This is a genomic window from Brevundimonas sp., from assembly GCF_016742135.1.
GTDB lineage: Bacteria > Pseudomonadota > Alphaproteobacteria > Caulobacterales > Caulobacteraceae > Brevundimonas.
The window spans coordinates 145,411-167,188 of sequence record NZ_JACVCG010000004.1; the positions used below are offsets into that span (position 1 = coordinate 145,411).

24 protein-coding genes and 1 tRNA gene are annotated in these 21,778 nt (G+C 68.2%); 13 read left to right on the top strand and 12 right to left on the bottom strand.

All coding sequences use genetic code 11. The features are described from left to right. Window positions 1-35 precede the first annotated feature (35 nt). Window positions 36-1,196 (bottom strand): glycosyltransferase family 4 protein, encoded by a 1,161-nt coding sequence (locus IBJ06_RS09735; protein ID WP_292159716.1) that lies wholly within the window; start codon window positions 1,194-1,196, stop codon window positions 36-38. On the opposite strand from IBJ06_RS09735, the gene IBJ06_RS09740 reads away from it, so the two are divergent. Both IBJ06_RS09740 and IBJ06_RS09745 read left to right on the top strand, forming a co-directional pair. Then, window positions 1,185-2,279, top strand: a complete 1,095-nt coding sequence (locus IBJ06_RS09740) for a UbiA family prenyltransferase (protein WP_292159718.1) — start codon at window positions 1,185-1,187, stop codon at window positions 2,277-2,279. The two genes, IBJ06_RS09735 and IBJ06_RS09740, sit on opposite strands and share 12 nt — an antisense overlap. Before the next feature lie 141 nt (window positions 2,280-2,420). Further along, entirely contained in the window at window positions 2,421-3,344 is a 924-nt protein-coding gene (locus IBJ06_RS09745) for an NAD(P)-dependent oxidoreductase (protein WP_292159720.1), read from the top strand. A gap of 28 nt (window positions 3,345-3,372) precedes the next feature. Here IBJ06_RS09745 and IBJ06_RS09750 read toward each other — a convergent pair whose 3' ends face one another. Further along, entirely contained in the window at window positions 3,373-4,551 is a 1,179-nt protein-coding gene (locus IBJ06_RS09750) for a glycosyltransferase family 4 protein (protein ID WP_292159722.1), read from the bottom strand. Window positions 4,552-4,639: 88 nt separating this feature from the next. On the opposite strand from IBJ06_RS09750, the gene IBJ06_RS09755 reads away from it, so the two are divergent. Continuing rightward, window positions 4,640-5,704: a glycosyltransferase family 2 protein gene (locus IBJ06_RS09755; protein WP_292159724.1), complete on the top strand. Its 1,065-nt coding sequence runs from the start codon at window positions 4,640-4,642 to the stop codon at window positions 5,702-5,704. Between the two features lie 87 nt (window positions 5,705-5,791). Here the strand turns inward: IBJ06_RS09755 and IBJ06_RS09760 are convergent, their stop codons facing one another. The 8 genes from IBJ06_RS09760 to flgF all read right to left on the bottom strand — a co-directional run bounded on the left by IBJ06_RS09760 (window position 5,792) and on the right by flgF (window position 12,349). Then, window positions 5,792-7,594, bottom strand: coding sequence for a DUF885 family protein (locus tag IBJ06_RS09760; protein ID WP_292159726.1), 1,803 nt, complete (start codon window positions 7,592-7,594; stop codon window positions 5,792-5,794). Between the two features lie 66 nt (window positions 7,595-7,660). Further along, on the bottom strand, window positions 7,661-8,167 hold the full coding sequence (locus IBJ06_RS09765; RefSeq protein WP_292159728.1) for a hypothetical protein: 507 nt from the start codon (window positions 8,165-8,167) through the stop codon (window positions 7,661-7,663). A gap of 23 nt (window positions 8,168-8,190) precedes the next feature. After that, window positions 8,191-8,622, bottom strand: a complete 432-nt coding sequence (locus IBJ06_RS09770) for a hypothetical protein (protein WP_292159730.1) — start codon at window positions 8,620-8,622, stop codon at window positions 8,191-8,193. Between the two features lie 30 nt (window positions 8,623-8,652). Then, entirely contained in the window at window positions 8,653-9,171 is a 519-nt protein-coding gene (locus IBJ06_RS09775; protein ID WP_292159732.1) for a hypothetical protein, read from the bottom strand. A 108-nt stretch (window positions 9,172-9,279) separates the two neighbouring features. Further along, on the bottom strand, window positions 9,280-10,005 hold the full coding sequence (gene flgH, locus IBJ06_RS09780) for a flagellar basal body L-ring protein FlgH (RefSeq protein WP_292159734.1): 726 nt from the start codon (window positions 10,003-10,005) through the stop codon (window positions 9,280-9,282). Between the two features lie 22 nt (window positions 10,006-10,027). Beyond that, complete coding sequence (gene flgA, locus IBJ06_RS09785; protein WP_292159736.1) at window positions 10,028-10,786, bottom strand: flagellar basal body P-ring formation chaperone FlgA; 759 nt, start codon at window positions 10,784-10,786, stop codon at window positions 10,028-10,030. Further along, complete coding sequence (gene flgG / locus IBJ06_RS09790; RefSeq protein WP_292159738.1) at window positions 10,786-11,574, bottom strand: flagellar basal-body rod protein FlgG; 789 nt, start codon at window positions 11,572-11,574, stop codon at window positions 10,786-10,788. The genes flgA and flgG overlap by 1 nt, the downstream gene beginning before the upstream one ends. Window positions 11,575-11,611: 37 nt before the next feature. Then, the gene (gene flgF, locus IBJ06_RS09795) at window positions 11,612-12,349 is read right to left on the bottom strand and encodes a flagellar basal-body rod protein FlgF (RefSeq protein WP_292159740.1); all 738 of its coding nucleotides are present in this window, start codon (window positions 12,347-12,349) and stop codon (window positions 11,612-11,614) included. A 173-nt stretch (window positions 12,350-12,522) separates the two neighbouring features. Here flgF and IBJ06_RS09800 point away from each other — a divergent pair, with 173 nt between their 5' ends. The 10 genes from IBJ06_RS09800 (at window position 12,523) to IBJ06_RS09845 (ending at window position 20,523) form a co-directional block, all read left to right on the top strand. Next, window positions 12,523-13,176 (top strand): flagellar basal body-associated FliL family protein, encoded by a 654-nt coding sequence (locus tag IBJ06_RS09800; protein WP_292159742.1) that lies wholly within the window; start codon window positions 12,523-12,525, stop codon window positions 13,174-13,176. Window position 13,177: 1 nt separating this feature from the next. After that, complete coding sequence (gene fliM / locus IBJ06_RS09805; protein WP_292159744.1) at window positions 13,178-14,245, top strand: flagellar motor switch protein FliM; 1,068 nt, start codon at window positions 13,178-13,180, stop codon at window positions 14,243-14,245. A gap of 13 nt (window positions 14,246-14,258) precedes the next feature. After that, the gene (locus tag IBJ06_RS09810; RefSeq protein ID WP_292159747.1) at window positions 14,259-14,777 is read left to right on the top strand and encodes a DUF6468 domain-containing protein; all 519 of its coding nucleotides are present in this window, start codon (window positions 14,259-14,261) and stop codon (window positions 14,775-14,777) included. 31 nt (window positions 14,778-14,808) lie between these two features. Then, complete coding sequence (locus tag IBJ06_RS09815) at window positions 14,809-15,693, top strand: MotE family protein (RefSeq protein WP_292159749.1); 885 nt, start codon at window positions 14,809-14,811, stop codon at window positions 15,691-15,693. Between the two features lie 72 nt (window positions 15,694-15,765). Then, on the top strand, window positions 15,766-16,005 hold the full coding sequence (locus IBJ06_RS09820; RefSeq protein ID WP_292159751.1) for a DUF3297 family protein: 240 nt from the start codon (window positions 15,766-15,768) through the stop codon (window positions 16,003-16,005). Window positions 16,006-16,083: 78 nt separating this feature from the next. Next, window positions 16,084-17,511 carry a M20/M25/M40 family metallo-hydrolase gene (locus tag IBJ06_RS09825; protein ID WP_292159753.1) on the top strand — a complete coding sequence of 476 codons (1,428 nt, stop codon included), beginning with the start codon at window positions 16,084-16,086 and terminating at the stop codon, window positions 17,509-17,511. 8 nt (window positions 17,512-17,519) lie between these two features. Continuing rightward, a tRNA-Leu gene (locus IBJ06_RS09830) sits at window positions 17,520-17,604 on the top strand. 106 nt (window positions 17,605-17,710) lie between these two features. Further along, entirely contained in the window at window positions 17,711-19,153 is a 1,443-nt protein-coding gene (gene pyk, locus IBJ06_RS09835) for a pyruvate kinase (protein ID WP_292159755.1), read from the top strand. A 9-nt stretch (window positions 19,154-19,162) separates the two neighbouring features. Beyond that, window positions 19,163-20,200 carry a DNA adenine methylase gene (locus tag IBJ06_RS09840; protein WP_292159757.1) on the top strand — a complete coding sequence of 346 codons (1,038 nt, stop codon included), beginning with the start codon at window positions 19,163-19,165 and terminating at the stop codon, window positions 20,198-20,200. Window positions 20,201-20,253: 53 nt separating this feature from the next. After that, window positions 20,254-20,523 (top strand): hypothetical protein, encoded by a 270-nt coding sequence (locus IBJ06_RS09845; protein ID WP_292159758.1) that lies wholly within the window; start codon window positions 20,254-20,256, stop codon window positions 20,521-20,523. Here IBJ06_RS09845 and IBJ06_RS09850 read toward each other — a convergent pair. Together IBJ06_RS09850 and IBJ06_RS09855 are read right to left on the bottom strand one after the other, a co-directional pair. Further along, window positions 20,520-21,143: a ribonuclease HII gene (locus IBJ06_RS09850; protein WP_292159759.1), complete on the bottom strand. Its 624-nt coding sequence runs from the start codon at window positions 21,141-21,143 to the stop codon at window positions 20,520-20,522. The genes IBJ06_RS09845 and IBJ06_RS09850 overlap by 4 nt on opposite strands. Continuing rightward, window positions 21,143-21,742 carry a DNA-3-methyladenine glycosylase I gene (locus IBJ06_RS09855; RefSeq protein ID WP_292159760.1) on the bottom strand — a complete coding sequence of 200 codons (600 nt, stop codon included), beginning with the start codon at window positions 21,740-21,742 and terminating at the stop codon, window positions 21,143-21,145. Before IBJ06_RS09855 ends, IBJ06_RS09850 begins: the two co-directional genes overlap by 1 nt. Window positions 21,743-21,778 lie beyond the last annotated feature (36 nt).

A 21,778-nucleotide genomic window follows, 5' to 3' on the forward strand; every position in this document is an offset into this window, starting at 1 on the left:
GGAGGCGATATCGCACCGCGCCCGCCGGTCCGGACTCAGGAGTCCGTGTGACGCAGCAGGTCCTCCGCAAACACCGCCGCCGGGTCTTGCGGTACGAGGCTGCGGATCGCGGCGGCGGCGGTCTGGCCGATCATGCGCCACTCCGCCCGTCGGGCCCAGGCGCGTTCCAGCGCTTCGTCGATCGCCCCCTCGGTCGCCGCGGCGGCGACGAAGCCGGTCTCGTTATCGGTCACCACCTCGGCGTTGCCCGCCACGTCGGTCACGATCGGGACCCTGCCCCTCAGCATCGCCTCGACCAGAACCAGGGGTAACCCCTCTCCCCGCGACGGCAGGACGAGGCCGTGATGGCTGTCCCAGACGGCGTCGACATCGGCGGTGAAGCCGGCAAAACGCACGCGGGTGAGGCCCAGGTGCCGGGCCATGGCTTCCAGGCCCTGCCGGTAGGGCCCCTCGCCAGAGAGGGTGACCGAAAGCGGTCGGGCACGCCATTTCACCGTCGCCAGCACCCGAAGCAGCAGATCCTGGCCCTTGTCGAAGGGAAAGAGTCGACCGACACACGCCAGTCGAAACACCTCCGATTCCTCGGGCCAGGTCAGCGGCGCGTCCCACGAGGTCAGGAAGGGGTTGCGCACGACCGAGGCCCTTGGACGAAGCGACCGGCCCAGCTGTTCCTCGGTCAGTCGCAGGTTGTGCGCGGAGACAAAATAGCTCCATCGGGCCCCTGCATAGGCACGTCGGACGCTGCCCAGCATGGCATCGGGCACACACACCGCTTCCTGGGCCTTCTGGGTGATCAGGGCATAGGGCAGCCCGGCGGCCGCGCACATCTGGGCCAGCGGATGGGCCCCGAAATTGGAGCCTTGCGAAATAATCACCAGATCCGGTCGAGGCAGGGTCGCAAGGCGTAACCGTAGCAAGACGGGCTGCAGACGACCGGCCAGGGATCGCAGAGGCCCGGACTGTCCGCGTGCCGGAAGCCACCCGTACAGGGCATGGACCCTGCCTCCGGCCGCCTTGAGACGCTTGATCGGCTGTGCATCGTGGAACGACGGGAAGGTGACGGCGACGACCGCATGGCCGCGTCCGGCCAGGTCAGCCGCCGCGGCGCTCCACAACTCTTCGCTCCCGCCCCAGACTGCGTTATGGCTGACGAAGACAAAGCGGCGGCGCGGCAAGGGGCTCTGATGTCGACTCAAGGAGCCTCCGGCGCTCCGCGCAAACTGTGGACGGTGCTTGAGCGCCTGGGACACCTGGCGCGCGCCGGCCAGTGGTGGGACTATAAGCTCGCTCCCATTCTCGCCGCCTTCTACGCGACCGCCGTTGTTCTGCAAGCGCCGGTTTCCGAACTGGGATGGGCGCTGGCCCAGCTGCTTCTGGCGATAGTTCCCGGTGCCGCCTATGTCAGCCTCATCAATGATCTGACCGATCTGGCCGACGATCGGGCCGCCGGCAAGCCCAACCGCATGGCCGACAGGAGTCGCGCGGAGAGGGTCGTCCTGATCGCCCTGCCGGTGGCGGCGGGCCTGGCCTTCGTCTGGCTCTGGCGGGATGATCCGCTGCTGGTGGGCTGCTACCTTGGGGCCTGGGCCGCCTTCTCACTCTATTCACTGCCGCCGGTGCGACTGAAAGCCCGGGGGGCGTTGGGTCTGCTGGCGGACGCCGCCGGCGCGCACCTTTTCCCCGCCCTGGTCGGTGCCGCGCTGGTGGCCCATGTGGCGGGGCGGCCTGTGGGTGCGGTCTGGCTTGCCGCCATCGCCCTCTGGTCTCTAGCCTATGGGATTCGAGGCATTCTCTGGCACCAGATCGGGGATGCGGAGAACGACGAGCGATCCGGGGTCGCGACCTTCGTGCAGCGCCACTCGGCGGCGTTCGCGGCCCGGCTGGGCGCCGGGGCAGTGTTCCCGGTCGAGCTGATGGCCCTCGCCGTTCTGATGTGGCGGCTGGACAGTCCGGTCGTCATCGGCGGCCTCGGGGCCTATGTGCTGCTGTGCTGGGCCAGGATCAAATGGCTGGAGGTCCGGCCAGCGGTCGTTCAGCCCGGCGGCGCCTATTTCCTTGTCGGGCACCTCTACTACGACCTTCTCCTGCCGCTTTCCCTGCTGGGGGCCTATGCCGTCCTTTCACCGGCGGCACTCTGGCTGGTGCCGGTCCAGCTGGCGCTGTTTCCGGGGCGCGTCCTGGCGCTGACGGACGAACTGCGACTGCTTCGCCCGAGGGCCCGCAAGGCTCTGCGGGCGGGATTGCAGAAAGTGGGCCTTGCTCCCGGACGTCGGACCTGAGCATCGCCGGCCTCGACGGCGGTCGTGGTGAATCCGCCACGAAAACCGCAAGGGATTGAGGCGCTTCCGGTCTTTCCGGTTGCGCGGTTATTCGCTCATGTGTACCGCTCGGGCCGTGGATTTGGCGGGGCGTTCGGTTCGATGATTCTGGTTACGGGTTCGCGGGGTTTGATTGGCAGCGCCATCGCGAAGCGCCTGAATTCCGCCGGGCATGCCATCCGCACGTTCGACATCCGCGATGATCTCGACCAGGACATTCGCAGCTTCCATGCGCTGTCGGAGGCTCTGGAGGGTGTCGAAGGCGTGATCCATCTGGCGGCCGTGTCGCGGGTGGTGTGGGCCCAGGCGGATCCGGAGAAGACGCGAACCACCAACGTCCAGGCGCTCGAAGGTCTGCTGACCGCGGCGCGCGCCATGCCGACGCCCCCGTGGATCGTGTTTGCGAGCAGCCGGGAAGTCTACGGCGAGCCGACCAGTCTTCCGGTGGCGGAATCGGCAGCCCTGGCTCCCCTGAATGTCTATGCGCGCTCCAAGGTTGCGGGCGAGACCCTGGTCCGCGCGGCCGCAGCGGAGGGGCTGGTCGCCAATGTGGCCCGCTTCTCGAACGTCTATGGCTGCATCGACGACCACCATGATCGGGTGGTGCCCGCTTTCGCGCGGGCGGCGGCCACGGCCGGCGTCATGCGCATCGAGGGCGCCGACCATATGTTCGACTTCACCCACATCACCGATGTGGCGCGAGGCCTGCATCTGCTCGTCAACGCGACGGCATCGGGCGAACGCCTCGACCCGATCCATTTCGTGACAGGCCAGGGAACCACCCTCAGCCAGCTCGCCGACATCGCTATCCGGACCGGCGACGGCCGGGTGCGACAGGAGCGGGCACCGCCGCGCAACTATGACGTCGCCCGGTTCACCGGCGATCCGCGCCGGGCGCAGGAGGCGCTGGGCTGGACGGCCGAGGTCGGGATCGCCGACGGGTTCGCGAACCTGGTCGATGCCTTTCGGTCTGCCGGTGTGAATGCGCCCGACGGCCTGGCGGTTGCGAAGCTGGCGGTCGGCTGAGCGGACATCTCCGCCGGCCGTAGACGACTCAATTCGCCTCGTCAGGACTGCGACCGGCAAGGTCGAGGATTAATCCGGCGAGGGTCCGGGCGGGGTCGGCTTCGACCAGTTCCCGCGCGAGTCTTGCGCCGGTGGCCCCCATGGCCCGCCAGTTCCGGCGGCGCGCCCAGGCCTTCTCCATCGCGGCGTCGAGAGACGCTTCGGTCGGTGCCCCGGCCACGAAGCCGGTTACGCCGTCCACCACGGCTTCGCCATTGCCGCCCACGTCGGTGACGATGGCCATCCGTCCGTGCAGCATCGCCTCGATCAGCGACAGGGGCAGACCCTCGCAGCGGGAAGGCAGGATCAGGCCATGGGCGTCCCTCCAGACGGCGGCCGGGGTGGCGGAGAATCCGGCGAATTCGACCTTCTCGACCCCGAGCATCGCGGCCAGATCGGAGAGGGCACGCTCATTGTGCCCGCTGCCATACAAAACGACCGTAAGGTCGCGCCGACGCCATTTCGGCATGGCGAGCACGCGCAGGATCAGGTCCTGGCCCTTTTCCCTGACGTCGAGGCGGGCGAGGCAGGCGAGACGGTAGCCCCCGCCCTTTTCCGGCCAGGGCGTCGGCCGGTCCCAGTCCGCGTTGAAAGGATTGCGAACCACCCGGCCATGCGGTAGCCGGAAACCTAATTGCTCCTCCGTCAGGGTTTGATTGTGCCGGCTGACGAACAGGGTGGCCCGCGCGCCGCGATGGGCGGCCTGAAACGCCTCGCGGCAACTGTCCGGGGGCCAGTACAGGTCGGAGGCCTTCTGGCTGATCAGGACGTAAGGCACGCCCAGTCGACGGCAGGTTGCGGCCATCTGCCAACCGTCATAGTTAAGGCCTTGCGAGATCACGGCCAGGTCGGGCTGTTTCCGCCTGAAATCATGGGTCAAGCGAAAGTCATGCAGGTGCCGGTGAGGCCAGACGGCGCCGAGGAACTTTTGAACCTTTCGCGGCACCCCGCGAAAGGGCTGCAGGTCGACCGTCCGGCAGCCCGCAGCCCCAAGGCCTTCGGCAGGCGCCCCGGCCTGATAGAGATTTCGCTTGTAAGCCGTCACTTCGACGCCAGCTTTGGCCAGCGTGATCGCGGCACGACTCCACAATTCCTCGCTGCCGCCCCACTGGTCGTTGCTGCTGAGGAAGGCGATCCGCCCTGCGGGAACCCTTTGGCGCGACTGCATGATTCCTTCTAGGTACGCGGCCGGGCCCTTGCAAGCGAGGAGCCCCATCCCCCCGGGAGCTCCGACAGAAGGGGCGGATGAGCCCCCGATGGCACGCGCCCTGCCGCTCGTGTCGGTCATCGTACCGGCCCGCAATGCCGAAGCCACCCTGTCCGAGACGCTCGCGTCCGTGGGCGCCCAGACCTATGCCAATCTCGAGATCGTGGTCGTCGATGACGGGTCTACCGATCGGACGCCCGCGATTGCCGCCGATTTCGCCGTGACGGATGCCCGCGCACGCGTGATCTCGATCCCCCACAGCGGCGTGGCGGTGGCCCGGAACACAGGTGCCGCCTCGACGTCAGGACCGCTTCTGGCGCCCTTAGACGCAGACGACCTGTGGCACCCCCGGTATGTGGAAACCCTCGTCAAGCTCATGCAGGCGGCGCCGGAGCCGCCCGCCTTCGCCTATGCTCCCTGCCGCCTGATTGATTCCGGGTCAAATGTGATCGGGTCCGGATTGAATGCCGGCGCGGAAGGCACGGTCTTCTACCGGATGCTGTTCTCCAATCTCGTCGGCAACGGCAGCGGCATGATCATGGCGCGGTCCGCTTTCGACGCCGTCGGGGGCTATGACGTGAGGCTGCACGCGGCGGGTTGCCAGGGGTGCGAGGACTATCTGTTGCAGTTGGGGCTGACCGGGCATGGCCCGGCGTGCGCGACCCGCCAGTTCCTGGTCGGCTATCGCAAACGCGAGGGAGCCATGTCCCGCGATGTCGACATCATGGCCGCTTCCCGTCGCCTGGCCCGCCAGCTTCACGCCCAGGCCTTCCCGCACCTCGTCCCGCCTCCCTGGCTGAATCGCTGGATCAGGGCGCTGGAACTGGTCGCAGCCGCAAGGAACCACTGGTCGGCGGGGCGTCGGCTACAGGCGGCGAGGGCGCTCGGGCGCGTCATGATGACGGACCCCACGGCGGCCATTGTGGTCCTGCACGCCCGGCTTCATTCAGCCCTCCGCATCCTGTGGCGCCGGTCTCCGGTGCTGCCCGTCGCATTTCTGGACATTGATCCGTGGGCCCGTGATCAAGACCGCACTATCGTACATCCGCCGACAAACCCCTTCATGCGCCTTCAGTTGAAGCGGCTGAAGCGCGTCGCCGTCCTCGACCGATAGTCTTGAATGCCCTTCGGGATCCAACAGGGTGATCCCTCACCCTCAACCCCCTTTCAGGCTCCCCGCCGCCCTTCGGGTCGCGGATGACTACGGCTTCGCCCGCTGCGCTTCGATCCAGCGGTCCATGTGGGCGTCGAGGAGGGCGAGGGGGAGAGGGCCGGGGACCAGCAGGGCGTCGTGGAAGGCGCGGACGTCGAAGCGGTCACCAAGCGCTGCCTCGGCGCGGGTGCGGATCTGGCGCAGGCGGATCTCGCCGATCTTGTAGGCTGTGGCTTGACCGGGCCAGCCGACGTAGCGCTGCAGTTCGGTCTCGATATTGTGGGGGGCCAGCGCCGAGTTTTCGGCGAAGCAGGCGCGGGCCTGGTCGACGGACCAGCCCATCCAGTGCATGCCGGTATCGGCCACGAGGCGGCAGGCGCGCCACATCTCATAGCTGAGACGGCCGAAGCGTTCGTAGGGGGTGCGGTAAAAGCCCATCTCCTCGCCGAGGAATTCGGCATAGAGGCCCCAGCCCTCGGTAAAGGCAGTGACATTGGCGTCGCGCCGGAAATAGGGCTGGTCGGCGGCTTCCTGTTGCAGGGCGATCTGCAGATGGTGGCCGGGCACGGCCTCGTGCAGGGTCAGGGCCGGGAGCTCGTACAGCGGGCGCTGATCCAGCTTCGAGGTGTTGACCATATAGCCGCCCGCGATGCCGTTCCGTATCGAGCCCGAGAAGTAGCGGCCGGTCGTGTAGTTGGCCTCGATCTCGGCGGGCACGGGCCGGACCCCGTAGGGCAGGCGGGGCAGGGTACCGAACAGGGCGGGCAGGCCGTCATCGGCGCGCTTGGACATCTCCGAGGCCTTTTCCAGCAGCTCCTCGCGGGTGGTGGCGTAGAACTGCGGGTCGGTGCGCAGGAAGGTCAGGAAGCCTGGGAAGTCGCCGGTCCAGCCGGCGGCGCGCATCTCGACCTCCATGCGGGCGCGGATGCGAGCGACTTCGTCGAGGCCGATCTGGTGGACCTGATCGGGGGTGAGGTCGGTGGTGGTGTAGCCCACGACCAGCCAGGCATAGATGTCGCGGCCGCCCGGGCGGTGAACCAGACCGGGGGTTTCGGGCGCGACCGGCAGATAGTCGTCCCTGAGGAAGTCCCGCCAGGCCAGACGGCGCGGCTGGATGTGGTCTCGGACGATGGCCTCGGCCCGGGCTTGATACGCGCGGCGTTCGCCCTCGGGGAGCGAGGCCGGAAGGTTGGCGGTGGGGCGCAGCAGGGGGTCGGTGGCGGCGGTCAGGGCCGCATCAGTCTCGGCCAGCAGCAGGGCGCTTTCGACCACGGACCGCGACTGCAGGAGGCCGGTGTCAAGGCCGCGCCGCGCATTGGCCAGGGTGGCGTCAAAGAGGGGGCCCATGCCCTCGAGCCGGGTCAGCCAGGCCTCGACGTCGTCGCGGTCGGTCAGGCGGGCCGAGCCGGCGATATAGGCCGCCGACTGGCCAAAGCCGCCCTCGGAGTTGAAGGCCATGCGCGAGACATCGAGGTCGATGCCCTCGATCGACCGCGTGATCAGCCATGTGGCAAAGGCGTGGTTCTGGGCCTCGGCCGGGCTGAGGGCGGCGACGTCGATGGCGGCCAGCCGGTCGGACAGGGCGACCAGTTCGGGGCGACGGGCCAGTTCGCCTTCGCGTGACAGGTCGGGCAGGCGGGATTTCGCGGCCTCGTCGCCTTCCTGCGAGGCGCCGAAGGGGTCGTGGCGTTTGAGAAAGGCTTCATAGTCGGCGATGACGGCGGCCAGGCCTTGACTGGCGGAGGAGGCCGTGGTCGTGGGCGGCGACGCCGGGCCCGAAGCGGGCGTGGCGCAGGCGGAGACACCGATCATGAGCGCTGCGAGCGCCGTGGCCAGAGCCGGTCTGTTCATGGATCCATTCCCCCTGAGATCGAGCGACCAGTCGAGACGAGGGGGACCGTCCCGTCAAGCGGAGGCTCAGCCGCAGAAGGCGAAGAAGCGCTCTATGCCGTCGGTTGAGGCCGGATGAGCTACCATCAGGGCCCGGCCCTCCGCATCGTGCAGACCCAGCCAGCCGAGGCGGCGAAACCGCTGAAAGACCGGGGCGCTGGTGGCGGCCTCGGCGAACACCTCGCCATATTCGAACAGTTCGGAAGGCTCGATCCGGCCGGTGAAGCGCTCGGTCTCGCCGCCGGACTCCAGATAGATGACCGCCTGCCGGTCGGCGTCGGCGGGGCGGAACAGGTCCAGGCGCCGGGTGCCCCTGTCGCAGGCCAGCGACAGCCAGACGTCGTCGCTTTCGTTCCGGCCATAGGCGAGGGAAGCCTGATCATCCTCGACGAGGAACGACCAGTCGTGATCGGCGATTGGGCGGGGGGCGCCCGGGGTCTCGGTCGCGGTGAGGGTCGCGGGCGCGGCTTCCATCGACGCGCAGGCCCCGAGTGCCAGGACAGCGACCAGGAGCGGCAATGTGGTGGCGCGCATGGGGTCCCCTCAAGCCGTTCGGCTCAATCCGCGCAGATTTCCGTGAACCGGCGCAGTTTGGCAAGATGCGGGCGCGAGACGGCGATGGTCCGGGTCTGGTCGCCGGCCACGACCTCAAGCGCGCCGCTGGCGGTGAAGTTGGCCACGGCGGGGTGGTCGGTACGGATGGTGAGGGAGAAGGGGTCGGAGCCGTCGCCTCCCGCCAGCTGGGCCGTACCGCTGGCGTTGCCCGAGCGGAAGCTGGCAAAGCCCGTGCGCGGCGGAAGGTCGTAGAAGCTGACCACGATCCGTCCCGAGCCCGGCGCGCAGGCCAGGGTGGTGGTCAGCCGGTCGGTGTCCGGGATTTCCCGGGCGAGCACGGTCTGACGGGAATCCTCATAGAGCGACCAGACCCAGCCCTCGGCCTGCGGCAGTCCGGTGTGCAGAGCCAGTAGCGCAGCCAGCGTCAGAACCATGGTGTCCCCTCCCGAACGGAGAAGAGATGATCAGGCCGGGGCCGATCCGCAAGAGGCGAAGAAGGCCTTCACGGCTTCCTGATCGGCGGAGGCCGACCCGGGGGCGGATTCGATGGCAACCTTGCCCTGGTCGCTGACGACGGTGATCTTGCCCGTCGCAGCCAGATCAGCGAGGACGGCGTCACCTTTGTCGATCTCGGCCTCGTGTAGGATGCCGCCTGTCATGGGGTCGCGATAGGAGGTCTGGGCCGTGGCGGTGTCCGCATCCGCACGGACCGAGCCCAGCGCCGACACTTTATCCTCGCCGTCCCTGCACATCAGCATCAGCACCAGCTGATCCGAATTGGCGACGCCGTAGGCCAGCTTGGCGGTGTCTCCCTCGGTATGGAAATGCCAGCCAAGGGCGGGGGCAACAGGCGCAATCTCAACCGGCGTCGTGGCCAGGCGTTCGGCCATGGACACGGGCGCGCCGTCTTCGGCGGTGTAGCTTTGGGCCGCATGGGCGACCAGGCCCAGGGCAGCGACGGCGGGGATGAGACTCTTGAACATGCGACACCTCTCTGGCGAGAAGAACGCCGTCGTCCGTTAACGGTTCACGGCCACGCTTCCACCCCCGGCAGAAATTGCCGGGTGCGCCGTTCCGGAGGGGTCGTCCGGTCAGAAGGGGCTGAAGCGCTCGACCAGCGACTGGGCGGCCGGGGTGGCCTGCATGCGGCTGATGTCACCGCGCCCGCCGTAAGAGATGCGGGCCTCGGCGATCTGGGTGTGGTCGATGCTGTTGGCCGAGGAAATGTCCTCGGGGCGCACGATCCCGGCGACCGTCAGTTCGCGCACCTCGCGGTTGGTGCGGACCTCCTGACGGCCCTGGATGATCAGATTGCCGTTGGGCAGGACGTCGGTCACGACCGCGGCGATGGTCAGATTGACCCGCTCGGAGCGGTTGACGCTGCCCGAGCCGGCAGCGTTGGCCTGGCCCTGGACGCCGATCATGTTGGCGGGGTCGAACCCGCCCGGAAAGGCCTGGCCGAGGCTGTTCTCCAGCCCGAAGAAGTTGGTGACGCCACCGGAGGCGTCATTGGTGCGGGACCGCTGGGTCGAATTCTGGGTCTGGGCCCGGTCATCGATGTTGATGCGGACGGTGACGATGTCGCCGACGCGGCGGGCGCGCTGGTCCCCAAAGAAGGTGCGCGATCCGCTGCGCCACAGGCTGTTGGCGCTGGCGGGCCGGGTCTCGGGCGCCGGCAGATACTGCTGCTGGACGGGAACCAGCGCCGCGGGGTAGCCGATCGGGGCCAGTTCGGGGCCTCGCACGGCCTCGACGGCGGTCGAGCAGGCCCCCAGCGACAGGGCAGAGAGGGCGGTCAGGGTCAGGACGATACGCATGGGATCCTCTCAGCGGAACGGGTCAGCGGGACTGGGCGCGGAAGGCGTGGGCGGCGGGGCCGACCATGGCCTGGCCGGGGGCGGTGGCGATGGCCTCGATGGTTCGGCCGGACTGAAGGTTCAGGATCGGCACGGGCTCACCGATGGCGGCGTCCCGGGTGGCCCGGCCGGTGATGGTCAGGCTCAGGCCCTGGTCGACATAGGCGACCTGGACCATGTCGTTGCGGGCGATGACCTGCGGCTGGGCCAGGTCGCGGCCGAGCACGGGCGTGCCGGAGCGCAGGGCGCGGCGCGCGGACAGGCCGATGACCTCTTCGGCGTCAGCCGGGCCGCCGACGGGCGCGCGGTGGGCCTGAACCTCGGTCCAGGCCAGATCCTCGGGGCGGATGATGTCGCCGGCGGCGAGGCTGCGCGTCCAGGTCAGGACCTCGACCGTCTCGCCGGGGCGGGCCGCGGTCGAGGCCGCCGATGGAGCGTACGGGGCTGTGCTGCCCTGACGGACGACCACGCGCCGCAGGCCGCGCGGATTGGTCCAGACCAGACCGGCCTGGCTGGCGCGCGACTGGACCATGCCGGCGTCGAGGACGACGGTCGGGCCGGTCCGGTGGGCGATGACGATGCCCGAGGCGGCGCCGGCCCCCTCGAACAGTTCGCCCAGCGTGACCTGGCCGTCGTCGTCGACCGGGTTGTCGCGCAGGGTGACCGGCGCCGTGGCCAGCGCCGCCGAGGCGGCAAGGGCGAGGCAGACGCCGAGGGCAAAGCGGCGGGCGAAGCGGGCCATCAGCCCTTCACCTGGGCCGAGACCGACATCATTTCGTCGGCGGTCGAGATGACCTTGGAGTTCATTTCATAGGCGCGCTGGGCGATGATCAGGGCGCTGATCTCGGACACGGCATCGACGTTCGAGGCCTCGGTATAGCCCTGCAGCAACTGGCCGAAGCCGGGTTCGCCCGGGGCGCCGGGGGTGGCGGGGCCCGAGGCGGCGGTTTCCAGCAGCAGGTTGTCGCCGATGGCCTCGAGGCCCGCCTCATTGAAGAAGGTCGCGATCTCGATCTGGCCGACCACGGTCGGCTCGGTCTGTCCGGACTGGATGACCTGGACCTCGCCCGCCTTGGAGATGAAGACGTCGATGGCGTCCTGCGGGATGCTGATGGCGGGCTCGAGGGGGTAACCGTCGTCGGTCACGACCTGACCCTCGCCATTGACCGAGAAGTTGCCGGCGCGGGTATAGGCGGTTTCCCCCGAGGGCAGGGTGATCTGGAAATAGCCCTTGCCGTCGATGGCCAGGTCCAGGCGGTTGCCGGTCTGGGTCGGTGTGCCCTGATCGGTGATGCGATAGACGCTGCCGGCCTTCACGCCGGCCCCGATCTGGATGCCGGTCGGGACCACCGTACCCTGCGCCGAGGAGCTGCCACCCATGCGCTCGACGTTCTGGTACAGCAGGTCCTGGAACTCGGCCCGCTGACGCTTGAAGCCGACCGTGTTCATGTTGGCGATGTTGTTGGAGATGACCTCGACGTTCAGCTGCTGGGCCGACATGCCGGAGGCGGCGGTGCGTAGCGCTCTCATGAAATAACTCTCCTCGGAAGGGCGATGGGGGCCGTCATCAGCCGACGCGTCCCAGCCGCTCGACGGATTTGCGGCTCAGTTCGTTGCTCTGTTCGATCATCTTCGAGATGCGCTCATAGCTGCGGCTGATCTCGATCAGATTGGTGATTTCCAGGATCGGATTGACGTTCGATCCTTCCAGCATGCCCTGATGGATGCGGGCGTCGGGGGCATCCATCGGCTGGGTGTTGGAGGTGTTGCGGTAGAGGCCATTACCCGTCTTTTCGAGCACCGACAGGGTGTCGAAACGCACCACCGTCAGGCGTCCGACGACCTGGCCGTCCTGGCTGATGGTGCCGTCGCCAGCCACCTGGGGCGCGCCCCGCGCGGGGTTGAGCCGGATTTCGCCGCCATCACCCAGAACCGGAAGCCCGGCGGCGGTGACCAACAGGCCCTCGGGGTTGATGGTGAAGGCGCCATCCCGGGTATAGGCCTCGCCGTCGCCGTTCTGGACGGTGAAGAAGGCCCCTTCTCCCTCGATGGCGAAGTCCAGGGTGCGTCCGGTCTGCGACAGGGCCCCCTGGCCGTAATCGCGACCCACGCCCCGGTCGAGGACGAAGCTGACGCCCGGGCGCACGGCATCGTTGCGGGCACCCTGGCCGATCTCGGTGCCGACCATCAGCTGCTCGACCTTGAAGCCGGTGGTGTTCGCATTGGCGATGTTGTTGGCCACGATGTCGAGCTCGCGGCGCAGCGTCATCTGGCGGGACAGTCCGATGTAGGCGACGTTTTCCAAGACGGAACTCCTTCGCCGACGGCGTCGCAAAGGCCATGCCAACAAGGTTAACGTCGAAAAATCATTATGTTAGCTATTCCGGGACCGATGCCACCCGGCAGGAAATGCCGGTTCTAAACGCCCCGTTAACCAAAACCCGCTTCTTTGGGCCCGTCAGAGTGGGGCCATAGCGCATGCTGAAAATTGGCAAGAAGAAAAAGGCCGAGGGGACCGAGGTCGTCGTGGCCGAGGGCACCGGCGATGGCGAAGGTGACGCCCCGCCCGCCAAGAAAAAACTGCCCCTGCTGTTCATCATCATTCCCGCAGCCGTGCTGGTGCTGGGAGGCGGTGGCGCCGGGGCCTTCTTCATGCTGTCGCCCAAGCCCGCAGCGGCGGAGCATGCCGAAGGCGGCGACGGGCACGAGGCCCCCAAGAGCGACGGTCACGGCGCCAAGAAGAAAGACGGCAAGGGCGGCGGCCACGGCGGCAAGGGAGGCGGCGAGGCCGATCCCGCACTGGGCAAGATCACCCAGGGGCCCGACGGCGTGACCTTCTACACCCTGCCCGACATGGTGGTGAACATCCAGACGGCGGAGGGTCGGCCAGCTTATCTGAAACTGCGGCTGACGCTGGAACTGAAAGACCCGCACCTGGCCGATCAGTTGATGGCCGAGATGCCGCGCCTGCAGGACATGTTCCAGGGCTTCCTGCGCGAACTGCGTACCGAGGACCTGAACGGCTCGGCGGGGAATTTCCAGCTGCGCGCGGAAATCCTGCGTCGGGTCAATCTGATCCTGGCACCCGGCAAGGCGGAAGCCGTGCTGATCGAAGAAATGCTGGTGAACTAGGATGAGCCAGGCCGCGCTCGCCGATACCGAGGACGATCCGTTCGGAGCCACCGACGGCGGAGAACGCCCGGGTCTGATGCCGGAACGGGTGCTGAACCAGGAAGAGATCGACAGCCTGCTCGGCTTTGACATGAGCGGCGACGACGAGGAGCGCTCGGGCATCCGGGCGATCATCAACTCGGCGCTGGTCAGCTATGAACGCCTGCCGATGCTGGAGATCGTCTTTGACCGCCTGGTGCGGTTGATGACGACCTCGCTGCGCAACTTTACCTCGGACAACGTCGAGGTCAGCCTCGACAACATCTCGTCGATCCGGTTCGGGGACTATCTGAATTCGATCCCCCTGCCGGCGATCCTGGCGGTGTTCCGGGCCGAGGAACTGGACAACTATGGCCTGCTGACGGTCGATTCGAACCTGATCTATTCGATCGTCGATGTGCTGCTGGGCGGACGGCGCGGGACGGCGGCTCTGCGGATCGAGGGGCGGCCCTATACGACCATCGAACGGGTGCTGGTGCAGCGCATGGTCGAGGTCGTGCTGAATGACGCCAAGGCCGCGTTCGAGCCGTTGACGCCGGTGCATTTCAACCTGGACCGACTGGAGACCAATCCACGCTTTGCCGCCATCGCCCGGCCGGCCAATGCGGCCATTCTGGTCAAGCTGCGCATCGACATGGAGGACCGCGGGGGGCGCATCGAGCTGCTGCTGCCCTACGGAACGCTGGAGCCGATCCGCAAGATGCTGCTGCAGCAGTTCATGGGTGAGAAGTTCGGCCGCGACAACATCTGGGAGGGCCACCTGGCCACCGAGTTGTGGACCACGGGCACCGAGGTGCGGGCGGTACTGGATGAACAGCAGGTTCCCCTGTCGCGGGTGCTGAACCTCAAGGTCGGCGACACCCTGATGCTGAACGCCACACCCAATTCCGAAATATCGATCCGCAGCGGCACCATTCCGCTGACCACCGGACGGATGGGGCGCAAGGGTCAGAACATCGCCGTGCGCGTCGAGGCGCCGGTGCGCGTGGATGTGGCCCGGCGACTGGCCCGAGCGAGTGACAGGCCATGAGGAAGACGCAGTCATGATCGGAACCGTTCTGGACGCCATTCTGATGCTGCTGCTGGTCAGCGCCATCGCCTATGGGGTGCGGCTGGATCGTCGCCTGAAGGCCGTCCGCGAAGGGCAGGCGGCCTTCGCCGGTGCCATCTCCGAACTGAACAGCGCCGCGGGCCGGGCCGAGTCCGCGTTGAGAACGCTGCGCGAGGCCGGACAGGAAACCGATCTGCTGCACGACCGGATCGTCAAGGCACGGGCCCTGAAGCAGGAGCTGGAGGGGCTGCTGGCGCGCGAGGGCCGCGAGGTCCGGACAGCGGCGGCCACAGTCGCTACGCCAGAGCCGAAACGCCCGCTGGCCCCGGGCGCGGACCCCGCGACCGACCTTTACGGCAAGCTGGAGAGCCTGGCCGTCGCTCCGGATGTGCCCGGCGAGGCCGCCGAACGGTTCGCCCCGGTGCTGCAGGCCCTGGCCGCTAACCACGCCGCGAAACAAAGCCTGAACCGCGCCCGCCGCAGTCTGGATGAAGACCTGTTTGCCGCCTGACCCCGTTTGTCGCGCTTTCTGAAAGTCCCTGATGTCCAAGCTGCCCCGCCTTCTGCCTCTCGTTGCCATCGCCATCGGCGGGGTGATCGCCGTGCGTGCTGCGGGCTCGGTGCCCGGCCTGTTCCAGGGGGCCGTGGCCTGGGCTGAGGAGGCCGTGCCCGCCGAGGGGCCGCAGACGCCCACTCCGCCCGTGACCGGGGTCTGCACCCTGACCGATGAGCAGCTGGCCGATCAGGCCGGAATTTCGCCGGCTGAGCTCAGGGTCATCCAGTCCCTGTCCGGCCGTCGTGTCGAACTGGATGCGCGGGAAGAGGAGATGGCGACCCTGTTACCGCTGCTGATCGCCGCCGAGCAGAAGCTGGACGCCCGTATCGCCGAGCTGAATGCCGTTAAGGGCGAGGTTGAGGGCATGCTGGGCCAGCTCGACGAAAAGGAACAGGCCGAGGTCGACCGTCTGGTCCAGGTCTATTCCGCCATGCGTCCGCGCGATGCGGCGGCGGTGTTTGTCACACTGGACGACGAGGTGCGGCTGCCGGTCGCGGCGGCCATGCGGCCCCGGGCGCTCGCCGCAATCCTGGCCCAGATGCCCCCGGCCGAGGCGCGCGAGCTGACCGAGAAGCTGGCCAACCGCAACACACGCCCCGACCTGGAAGCCCGGGCCCGGGCCGCCAGTCAGGGGACCCCGGCGCCCGCGACGCCGCCCGCGCCTGCCGACACGCCGACTCCCGCTGCGACGCAGCCTGCCGCCGCCCGCCCGCAGCCCGCGCGCGAGGCACCGCCGCGCCAGACGCCCCGCCAGGCCCCGCCGCCCGCCCGCCAGACGCCGCCGCCCGCTGCCGAGGCAGCCCCGGCCGAGCGGGCGTCGTCTCCGGCCGAGACCCCGGCCCGCAGCCCGGCTCGCCAGACGGTGCAATAGGCCGCGCCCCTTGCCTTGATCGGCGGAGGCCCTATGACGGCGCTCTCCGTCTTGCTCGCCTGAGGACCCGGCATGTCCGATACCCCGCCTGATCGCCTGTGCGTCGACCCCGAAAGCAAATTCCACGATGAAGCCGTGCTGGCCCGGGGCGTGGGCGTGCGCTTCAAGGGCGAGGAAAAGACCAATGTCGAGGAATACTGCGTCTCGGAAGGCTGGGTGCGGCTGGCGGTCGGTAACCGGGTGGACCGGCGCGGCAAGGCCCTGACGGTCAAGCTGCAGGGGACGGTCGAGCCCTATTTCCAGGACGTCTGAGGCCGTCCGGCCGAACAGGCTTTGCGCCCTGATCCGGAGCCGTTAGGACTGCGGGTCTGTGATTGGGGGGAGACGGCCATGCGGCTGGCGGCAAAAACACTGGCGGGGGCCCTGGGCCTTCTGATTCTGGCCGGCGGGCAAGGCGCCATGGCCCAGAGCGCCGAGGACATCCGCATCGCCGAACAGCTGCGCGATCGCGCCCTTGAGGGCAGCGGGGCGTGGGAGATTGTCGAGGAACTGACCACCCGGTTCGGCGCGCGTCCGGCGGGTTCGGCCTCGGAACAGGCGTCGGCGCAGTGGGGTGCCGAGCTGATGACCGGCATGGGCTTTGCCAATGTCGAGATCGAGTCCTTTCCGCTGAAGCTGTGGGAGCGGGGCGAGACGCGGGTCGAGATCCTGTCGCCCTTCCCCCAGGCGCTGGTGGCAACCGCGCTGGGGGGCACGATTGCGACACCGCGAGGCGGTATCGAAGCCGAGGCGGTGATCTTCGAGACCTATCAGGAGCTGCTGGACCAGCCCGAGGGCTCGCTGACCGGCAAGATCGTGGTGGTGCTGCAGGACACGGTGCCGGCCCAGGACGGGCGCGGCTATGGCACCAGCTCGCCCATCCGGGGGCAGGGGCCGTTCGAGGCGGCGAAGCGCGGGGCGGTCGGCTATGTGCTGCGCTCGCTGGGGACACACGATCACCGCTTTGCCCATACGGGGGCGACCCGGGTCGGCGAAGGTCAGATCCCGGCCTTTGCCATCAGCCCGCCGGACGCTGACCAGCTGCGCCGGGCGCAACGCCTGACCGATGAGCCGATCCGCATGCGGCTGGTCTCGGGCGCGGGCTTTGTCGCCGACAGCCACTCGCAGAATGTGGTGGCCGAGGTGGTCGGCTGGGAGTTTCCTGATCAGGTGATCGTCATCGGCGGCCATCTGGACAGCTGGGATCTGGGGACGGGCGCAATCGACGACGGGGCCGGCATTGCCATCACTACGGCCGCGCTGAAGCTGATCGAGGACCTGCCGGTCCAGCCACGCCGCACGATCCGCGTGGTCTGGTGGGGCGCCGAAGAGGTCAGCCAGCCGCCGCCCTCGCAGGGTCTGGCCGGGGCGCGCTTCTATGCCGACCGCCGGGCCGGTGTGCTGGATATGCACATCGCCGCCAGCGAGAGCGATTTCGGCGCGGACCGGATCTACAGTCTGGCCCTGCCGGCCGGAGCGGGCGACAGCGATCTGCGCCGCGCTGCCATGCGGGTGCTGACCCCGCTGGGCATCCTGTTCGATCCGGCTCCGGCCACCGGGGGCGGGCCCGACACCACGCCGCTGGTGCAGGCCGGTGTGCCCGCTTTTCGCCTGAACCAGAACGGGATGGACTATTTCAACTGGCACCATACGGCCGACGACGTTCTGGACCGGATCGACCCGAAGGCGCTGGACCAGAATGTCGCCGCCTGGGCCGCCTTCCTCTGGCTGCTGGCCAACTCCGATATCGACTTCCGGGCCTTACGGGCGGCGCAATAAGCCCTCTGGCGAGCGTGGCGAAACTGGTAGACGCAAGGGACTTAAAATCCCTCGACTTCGGTCATGCGGGTTCGACCCCCGCCGCTCGCACCAGTCCCGGTAGCGGTTCTCACTTCGTGTTTCGGGGTGGGGGGCGCCCTTAACCCGAGGCGCTTTCGTGGGCACAAGGGGGAAACCCCTCCGTTGGCATGGATATTCGATGAAGAGAGCCCGACACGCCCGGATCGTTGCGACCCTGGGACCGGCCAGCCGGTCGCCCGGCACGGTCAAGGCCCTGGCCCAGGCCGGGGTGGATGTGTTCCGCCTGAACTTCAGCCACGGCTCGCACGAGGACCATGCGGCGGCGCTGAAGGCCGTGCGCGGGGCCGAGATGGCGCTGAAGCGGCCGCTGGGCGTGCTGGCGGACCTGCAGGGGCCCAAGCTGCGGCTGGGCCGGTTCCGGGACGTCGAGATCGACGTCAAGCCGGGTCACAGGATGCGGTTAGATCTGGACCCCGCTCCCGGCGACGAGACGCGGGTGCAGATGCCGCATCCGGAAATCTTCAAGGCCCTGCGCGAGGGCATGCTGCTGCTGCTGGACGACGGGCGGGTGCGGCTGCGCGTCGGCAAGCGCTCGGACGACTGGGCCGATGTGACGGTCGAGAGTGGTTCGAAACTGTCGGACCGCAAGGGCGTCGCCGTGCCGGAGGCGGTGATTCCGGTTTCAGCCCTGACGCCCAAGGACCGCGAAGACCTGGCCTTTGCCCTCAGGATCGGCGTGGACTGGGTGGCGCTCAGCTTTGTGCAGAAGGCCGAGGACATGGCCGAGCTGAAGCGGCTGGTGAACGGCAAGGCGGCCTGTCTGGCCAAGATCGAAAAGCCCCAGGCGCTGAACGATCTGGAGGCCATCCTCGACTATTCCGACGGGGTGATGGTGGCGCGCGGCGATCTGGGCGTGGAGCTGGACCCCGAGGAGGTGCCGGTCGCGCAAAAGGCCATCATCCGCGCGGCGCGGCACAGAGGCGTGCCGGTGATCGTGGCGACCCAGATGCTGGAATCGATGACGGGGGCACCTGCGCCCACCCGGGCGGAGGCCAGCGATGTCGCCAATGCCGTCTATGAGGGGGCCGATGCCCTGATGCTGTCGGCCGAGACGGCCTCGGGCGACTATCCGGTCGAGGCGGTCACGATCATGAACCGCATCATGGAGCGGGTGGAGCGGGATCCGGTCTGGCCCAGCCTGATGGATGCCGAACATGCGGGCATGGACGACATCGACGCCGATGCGCTGGTGGCGGCGGCGAGGAAGGCCGGCGAGGCCCAGTCGACGGCCTGTATCGTCGTGTTCACGACGCTGGGCGGCACGGCCCGGCGGATGGCACGCGAGCGGCCGCTGCATACGGTGCTGGCCCTGACGCCCAATCCGGACACGGCGCGGCGGCTGGCGCTGGTCTGGGGGCTGGAGCCGCGCCTGGGCCGCCAGCCGGACTCGCTGGAGCAGGTGACCGACGATGCGGTCAACGGGGCGATGGACTATGGCCTGGCCCAGCCGGGGCAGAGGATCCTCATCCTGGCCGGGACACCCTTTGGTGCGCCGGGGGCTGCGAATCTGTTGCGGCTGGCGCATGCTCCGTCGAAGGCGAAACGCGCCCGGAAGACCTGACGGCCCCGGATGATCAAATATATCGGCTCGAAGCGGGCTTTGCTGGGGCAGTTGACCTCGGCGATCGGCGCGCTGGCGGGGCCGGGGACGACGGTCTGCGATCTGTTTTCCGGGTCGGCACGGGTCGGGCATGCGCTGAAGCGGGCGGGTTATCGGGTCTGGTCGAATGACCACAATGCCTATGCCCACACCCTGGCCACCGCCTATGTGCAGGCAGACCGGGAGCGGTGGCTGGACCGGGCCGAGGCGGTACTGGCCGAGCTGCGCGCGCTGAAGCCCGAAGCCGGCTGGTTCACCCGGGCCTTCTGCGAGGACGCCCGCTATTTCCATCCGGACAATGGCGCGCGGATCGATGCCATGCGCGAGCGGATCGAGACGCTGGATCTGGAACCGGAGCTGAAGGCCATCGCGCTGGTCAGCCTGATGGAGGCGGCCGACCGGGTCGATTCCACGGCCGGGGTGCAGATGGCCTATATGAAGCAATGGGCCCCGCGCGCGCTCAAAGCCCTCGAACTGCGGATGCCGGATGTGCTGCCGTCGGTGGGAGCACCGTGCCGGGCGACGCAGGCCGATGCGGTCGAGATCGCGCCCGAGATCGAGGCCGATCTGGTCTATCTGGACCCGCCCTATAACCAGCATTCCTATCTGGGGAACTATCACTGCTGGGAGAGTCTGGTGCTGTGGGACAAGCCCGAGACCTATGGCATCGCCAACAAGCGGATCGACGTGAGGACGCGGAAAAGCGCCTTCAACAGCCGGCCGGGAATCGGGCCGGCGCTGGCGGCGGTGATCGAAGGCCTGCGCGCCCCCAATCTGGTCGTGTCGTTCAATGACGAGGGCTATCTGGACCGGGAGGCGCTGACCGGCATGCTGTCGGCGCGCGGGCATGTCCAGGTGATCGAGATCGCCCATCCCCGCTATGTCGGCGCGCGCATCGGCATCCATAATCCGAAGGGCGAAAAGGTCGGCACGGTCGGTCGCCTGCGGAATGTCGAACTGCTGTTCGTGGTGACCCCCGAGCCGGTGGTCCTGCCGCAGGCGGCTTGATCCGCGGCAACTCCTTCGCGGGAACTCCCGGGGAGTGATGCCGTTTGGTGGTTATGCAGACGATCAGAGACATCCACGGGGGCGATATGGGCAGCGAGGCCAGATTTGCGGGCCGGGGACTGGTCCGGTCGGACCGGGCCGTTGATGCCTTCCAGACCGTAGCCTGGCGCGCGCCGGAACCCCGCCGCGACCGCTTCATGGCTGCCAATGTTGAGCATGCCAGAGCCGCGAACGAAGAGATTCCGCACTGGATGATTTTGGTCGGCGGGGGCCTGTTCGCGGCCCTGATGGGAGCCCTGCTGGGCGGGGCCATGGCGCTCTAGGCGCTTAGTCGCTCTTCAATCATCAGGCGGATCGGCGCGAAGGAGCGGCGGTGCTGGGCGCAGGGGCCGAGGCGGTCGAGCGCCTGACGGTGCACCGGCACGCCGTAGCCCTTGTGCCGGGCAAAGCCGTAGCCCGGATGTTCGTCCTCCATTTCGTGCATCAGCCGGTCGCGCGTGGTCTTGGCGAGGATGGAGGCGGCGGCGATGGAGGCCGACCGTGCATCGCCCTTGATGACCGCAACCGAGCGGCAGCCGACGTCCAGGGCATGATTGCCGTCGATCAGGGCGAGAGCCGCGCAGTGAGCCAGACCCTGAACCGCGCGGCGCATGGCCAGTTCGGTGGCGCGCAGGATGTTCAGGCGATCGATTTCCTCGACCGTGGCAAAGGCCACGGACCAGCACAGGGCACGAGCCTTGATGTCGGCCTCGGCTACCTCGCGGGCGGCTTCTGACATCGCCTTGGAGTCGTTCAGCCCGTCCGGCAGATGCTCGGGATCAAGGATGACGGCGGCCGCGCTGACCGGCCCGGCCCAGGGGCCTCGACCGGCCTCGTCCACGCCGCAGACGAGGCCATGGGCGGCCCATTCCTGTTCCAACGTCAGATCGGGACGGGGAAGCATCAGCCCTGTCCCGCCGACAGCGGCGCGTGACGGGGGCAGGTCGTCACGTGATCGTTGACCATGCCGGTCGCCTGCATGAAGGCATAGACGATCACGGGGCCGCAGAATTTGAAGCCCTCGGCCTTCAGGGCTTTGGCCATGGCGACCGACTGCGGGGTCTGGGCCGGAATGTCGGCCAGGGTCTGGCGATTGCCCTGAAGGGGTTGGCCGTCGACGAAGGACCACAGCCAGTCCGACATGTCGCGGCCCTGATCCCGCAACTCCAGCCAGCGGCGGGCACCGAAAATGGTGGCGTCGATCTTGGCGGCCGAGCGGACGATGCCGGCATCGTTCAGCAGGCGCTGGCGGTCGGCCTCGCCATAGCGGGCGACCTTTTCCGGATCGAAATCGTCGAAGGCGGCGCGAAAGGCCTCGCGCTTCTTCAGGATGGTGATCCACGACAGCCCCGCCTGGAAGCCGTCCAGCACCAGCTTTTCCCAGAGGGCGCGCGGGTCGCGTTCGGGCACGCCCCACTCCTGGTCGTGATAGGCGACATAGAGGGGGTCGGTGCCGCACCAGCCACAGCGGCCGGTCGTGTCGGGCACGGGCGAGTCGGTCATGGCTGCAGGGTCGCCGGGCTGGCCTCTGGACGCAAG